Here is a 5,126-nt window from a genome sequence, read left to right on the forward strand (position 1 = left end):
TCGCCATCTCGCCCGGTGAGACGGTCGCGGTCGTCGGCGCGTCGGCGGCCGGGACCTCGCCAGGGGCGGTCTGGAAGGCGGCGGCGTCGACGGCCTGGTCGCCGACGTTGGCGTTGGTCGAGGCGAAGCCGCCCTGGCTGACGAACCACATGCCCAGCAGCAGGATGGCGACCGCCGCCAGCGACACGATCAACAGGGTCAGGATGCGAACGCCGCCGCGGCCGCCGCGGACATACTGGGCCTCGACGGGCCGGCCTTCGTGGACCGCGTCGGCGGCCTTGTCGTGGGGGGATTCATGGGTCACGGCGTGCCTCCGACTGCGATTGCGCTATGCGGGATCAACGCCCCGGCCAGCGTGGCCGTTCCGGGGTTCGCTCATTGAGCGAAAAAAGCGCCCCGCGGGGGGAACCGCCTCCGCGCTTCGCGGTTATCGATTTGCGGAGGCGGCGACGCCCCCCCGACTTGAGACTGGTGAAAACCAGTCTGTCGCCTCCGCGCCTCATTCTCGATGATGCCACTTCAGGCGGGCCCTTCCAGGCCCGCCTTTTTCTTCGCCCCGCGCTGGACAGGCCGCGCGGCCTCGTCATGATGGCCCGTCCTGAAAGAAAACGTGCGCTCGAGACGCCCTTGGGGGCGGTCGCGCCAAAATGGGAGACGGTCATGGCTCGCGTCAATCGGCAGTGGGTGCTGCGTCAGCGGCCCCGGGGACTGGTCCAGCCCGGCGATCTGGAACTGGTCGAGGCCCCCGTCCCGGCCCTGAAAGAGTCCGAGGTGCTGGTCCGCACCGTCTACCTGTCCCTCGACCCGACCAACCGCACCTGGATGAACGACGCCGAGGGCTATCTGCCGCCCGTCCCCCTGGGCGGGGTGATGCGCGGCCTGACCCTGGGCGTGGTCGAGGAAAGCCGTTCGAACCGTTTCCGCGTCGGCGACATCGTCACCCCGTTGTCCGGCGGCTGGGCCGACTACGCGGTCGTGTCGGAAATGGAGCTGCGTCAGGTGCATCGCGCGCCGGGCCTGCCGCTGACCGCCAACCTCTCGGTGCTCGGGATGACGGGGCTGACCGCCTATTTCGGCGTCACCGACGTGCTCAGGCCCCAGGCCGGCGAGACCATCGTGATCTCGGCCGCGGCGGGGGCGGTCGGCTCGATCGCCGGCCAGGTGGCCAAGGCGCGCGGCGCCCGCGTCATCGGCATCGCCGGCGGGCCCGACAAGTGCCGGTGGCTGACCGAGGAGCTCGGGTTCGACGCGGCCATCGACTACAAGAACGAGGATGTCGGCGAGGCGCTGGACCGGCTGGCGCCGGACGGCGTGGAGATGAATTTCGAGAACGTCGGCGGCGACATCATGATCGCGGTGTTCAACCGCCTGAAGACCCACGGACGGATGGCCGTCTGCGGGCTGATCTCGGCCTACAACGCCACCAAGGCGCCGCCGTCGCCGAATTTCGCCCGGATCATCACCCACCGGCTGCGGGTGCAGGGCTTCCTGGTGCTGGACTATGCGCCGCGCGCCCGCGAAATGGTGGCCGAGATGGGGCCCTGGCTGAACGACGGCACGGTCAAGTGGAAGGTCCACGTCGACGACGGGCTGGAAGGGGCGGTCGATTCGTTGAATCGCTTGTTCACCGGCGACCACGACGGCAAGCTTCTGGTGCGGGTCTCCGAAGAGCCCGCCGGCTGAGGATCCACGAATGACCGAACCGCTCCACGTCCATTTCGAGGATCTGGCCGTGGGCGAGGTCGTGTCGCTGGGCGCCTGCATGGTCGAGGAGGCCGCCATGGAGGTGTTCGTCGAGCGGTTCTCGCCGGGATGGGACGTGTCCTACGGCGCGCCGGACGCCATGGTCTACGCCCTGTGGAGCCGGCTGTTCGCGGACAAGGTCTCGGGCTGGGCCCAGTCCAAGGTGCTGGCGGTCGACGGCCTGCGCTACCTTCGCAACCCGCCGTCGGGCGAGCTGATGCGCGGCCGGATGACGATCATGGGCAAGGATCCGGTCGGGGACGAGAAGGGCATCGTCATCGCCCAGCACGACCTGCTCGACGAAGCCGGACGCCTGACCTTCTCCTGCCTGACCCGGGCCCTGCTGGCGCGCAGGTAGGCGACAGGCACAGGGCGCATAGAGAAAGGGCGGCCCGCCGAAACGGGCCGCCCTGATGCCTGCTGCCTGTCGCCCGCCGCCTTCCTAGGCGTTGCCGGCGGTCGGCTGGGCCGCGGCGGCCCTCTGGAAGGCGATGGCCACCAGTCGATCCCAGCCCAGCAGCGAGACCAGATGGGCGTAGATCTGGCCCAGGGCGCCGTTGTCGCGCAGCTCGACGAGCTTGTCGCCCGGCAGGGCCTTCAGCTTGTCTTCCGAGACCGCGAAATATTCGGCGATCTTCTGCGGCGCGCCGGGGGTGCCGTCCGGATTGCGCGGGGTGAAATTGGCCTCGCGGGTCTCCAGCAGGTCGAGGTCGGTCAGCAGCTTGACGAAGGCCTCGGTGCGCTGACGCTCCTGCTCGAAATTGTTGCAGAACTCCATCGCCTGCTCGACGTAGGGCGACGGCTTGCCGTCGACGAACAGCGGGGTGGCGCCGCCTTCCTTGATGAAGGCCGCGTCGCGGTCGACGCACAGGATCAGGCGCTTCTGGACTTCGTCGTTGGCGAACACGAACGGATAGCGGCGCACATAGGCTGGGATGTAGGCCTCGGGCTTGAAGACGCCGGCGTCGCTGACGAACAGGTTCTCGCCCGGGCGCAGGCCCATGACGGCGACCGGCTGGCGGGCGTCGCCGACGAAGATGACCGGATAGCTCAGAGCCGCCGGTGCGAACTCGGTGACGGTCAGGGGCACGATATTGGTCCCCGCCGCAAAGGCGTACGGCTGTTCGACCGGATCGACGCCGAGGTTGCTGTGCGCCTCGACAGAGAGCGGTTCCGGCTTGCCGTAGAACAGGACGTTGCCTGAAAGCGGGCTGGCGTTGGCGGCGGTGGTGTCGGTCATGGACGCGAAACGAGCTCTGGATGAAAAAAGGGAAGCGCGCTTCTAGCCCAGACGGTCCCGGGCGGCAAACCCGGTTCCCGTCGTTGGCGCATGAGCCTCAGAATCGCCAGGTGACCCCGGCCCGCAGACTGCGTCCGGGCAGGGGCGCGATGTCCTTCTGGAAGCTGGCGTGTTCGCGCGCCTCGGCGTCGGTCAGGTTGGACGCTTCGGCGAAGACGGTGACGTTGCGGTCCGCGAACGGCCGGATCGCGCCCTTCAGGCTGACCAGGGTGTAGCTGTCGGTCGGCAGCTCGAAGGCGGCCGTGCGGTCCTGCTCGCCGACATGGCGCATCTCCAGACCGACGTCGAACAGGCGCGAGGCCCATTCGAGCCCGGTCGTGACCGACCACGGAGGGATGCGCGCCGCGGGGCCGAGGTCTGTGGTCGCCCGCACCCAGTCGGCCGCGGCGGTCAGGGTCAGGCTGCGCTGGCCGCTCTCCCAGAGGCGATAGTCGGCCTCCGCCTCCAGGCCCCGGAATTCGGCGTCGGTCTGGACGTATTCGAACACAGGCAGGCCGGAGCCGACATCGTCCGCGCCGGTGGGCCGCAGGTCGATGAATCCGTCGTAACGGGCGGAATAGGCGTGCAGGTCGGCCTCGAACGGCCCCTGGGCGAAATGCAGGGTGGCCTCGACCGAGGTGGCGACCTCGGAGTCGAGGTCGATGTCGCCCACCTCGAAGGCGCCGGTGGCGACGTGGGGGCCCTCGGCGAACAGCTCGACCTCGCTGGGCGCGCGCTCGTTGCGGGCGACGCTGAAGCCGAGGAACCACGCGGCCGTCGGGCGGAAGAACAGCCCCGCCGAGGCCGAGACGTTTGAGAAGTCGCGCTCTCCCGCGACGCTTTCCAGCGACCGCTGGTCGAACCGCAGCCCGCCCTCGAAGCCGAGGCCGCCGCGGTCGAACCGCTGGACCGTGTACAGGCCCTGCTCCTTGATCCCGGTCCGCGGGACGTAGGCTTCGTCGCCGATCGCATCGAAGGTGCGGTCCAGCAGCTGGGCCCCGATCACCCCCTGCCAGCCGTTCCGCTCACGCTGGATCAGTTCGAAACGACCTTCGGCGCCGTCGGAGAAGAATTGCGTTCCGACCGCGTCGCCCTCGAATTCCGTGTGGGCGTAGTCGGCCCAGCCGGCCGAGAGGCGCACCGCGCTGAACGGGCCGGACTCGAAGTCCAGTTCGCCCCGCAGGTCGTAGCGGGTCTGTTCCAGCCCGATGGAGACGACCTCCTCCTCCGCGTCGGGATCGAGCGGATCGGGCTCATGCGCGTGTCCGGGCACGCCATAGGTCGTATCGACGTGTTTGACCGAGACGCCGACGTGGCCGCGCGACCCGACCCAGCTGACGCCGGCGCCGTACTGGTCGAGTTCGACAAAGGTGTTTCCGAGGGTCCGTTCGTCTCCGGCCGTCTCGCCTTCCTCGTCGAGCAGGGCCTGCGACTCGGGGAAGACCGGGACATCGTAGTCCGACGAGTCCCGGGTGAAGCCGTCGAGGGTGAACACCAGCGGGCCGGCGGCGGCCTTCAGTCCAGCCCCGAAGCTCGAGCCGTCGTCGACGGTGGAATACTGGGCGGAGAGACGCCCCTCGACGCCCTCGGGCCGTTCGCTGGGAATGCGGTCGTCGATGATGTTGACCACGCCGCCGATGGCCGAGCCGCCGAAGACGAGGGTCGAGGGCCCGCGGACGATCTCGATGCGCCGGGCCTCGGCGGGGTCGACCGCGACCTGGTGATCGGGCGAAACCGAGCTGGCGTCGATCATGCCGAGGCCGTTGGTCAGCACCTGGACGCGCGGGCCGGACAGGCCGCGGATTACCGGACGGCTGGCGCCCGGGGCGAAATTGGTGCTGCGCACGCCGGGCAGGCCATTGACCATATCCCCGAGCGTGGCGGCCGGGGCGACGGCCAGGTCTTCCTCATCGAGCACGGCGACGGCCAGCAGGCTGGCCCGGTCGGTGACGCCGAACGGGGCGCCGGTGACGATGACGTCCTCGACGACGATCTCCCGCTCCTGCGGCGGCGTCTGGGCGGCGGCGGCTCCGCCGAGGGCGGCCCAGCTGGCGGCGGCGAGGAGGAGGGAACGGTGGGAAATCATGCGCGCGTCTCGGATTGG

5 protein-coding genes are annotated in these 5,126 nt (G+C 69.5%); 2 read left to right on the plus strand and 3 right to left on the minus strand.

All coding sequences use genetic code 11. The features are described 5' to 3' along the window. The coding region (locus RDU12_RS12055) for a hypothetical protein (RefSeq protein WP_308684810.1) at positions 1-304 on the minus strand (304 nt) is incomplete at its 3' end. A 356-nt stretch (positions 305-660) separates the two neighbouring features. Here RDU12_RS12055 and RDU12_RS12060 point away from each other — a divergent pair. Both RDU12_RS12060 and RDU12_RS12065 read left to right on the plus strand, forming a co-directional pair. Continuing rightward, positions 661-1,683 carry an NADP-dependent oxidoreductase gene (locus tag RDU12_RS12060; RefSeq protein WP_300289866.1) on the plus strand — a complete coding sequence of 341 codons (1,023 nt, stop codon included), beginning with the start codon at positions 661-663 and terminating at the stop codon, positions 1,681-1,683. A gap of 10 nt (positions 1,684-1,693) precedes the next feature. Beyond that, complete coding sequence (locus tag RDU12_RS12065) at positions 1,694-2,101, plus strand: acyl dehydratase (protein WP_300289867.1); 408 nt, start codon at positions 1,694-1,696, stop codon at positions 2,099-2,101. Between the two features lie 84 nt (positions 2,102-2,185). Here RDU12_RS12065 and RDU12_RS12070 read toward each other — a convergent pair whose 3' ends face one another. Then, positions 2,186-2,983 carry a SapC family protein gene (locus tag RDU12_RS12070; protein ID WP_300289868.1) on the minus strand — a complete coding sequence of 266 codons (798 nt, stop codon included), beginning with the start codon at positions 2,981-2,983 and terminating at the stop codon, positions 2,186-2,188. A gap of 97 nt (positions 2,984-3,080) precedes the next feature. Next, positions 3,081-5,108 carry a TonB-dependent receptor gene (locus RDU12_RS12075; protein ID WP_300289869.1) on the minus strand — a complete coding sequence of 676 codons (2,028 nt, stop codon included), beginning with the start codon at positions 5,106-5,108 and terminating at the stop codon, positions 3,081-3,083. Between the last annotated feature and the right edge of the window lie 18 nt (positions 5,109-5,126).

It is taken from the genome of Brevundimonas sp. (assembly GCF_031082345.1).
Classification (GTDB): Bacteria; Pseudomonadota; Alphaproteobacteria; order Caulobacterales; family Caulobacteraceae; genus Brevundimonas.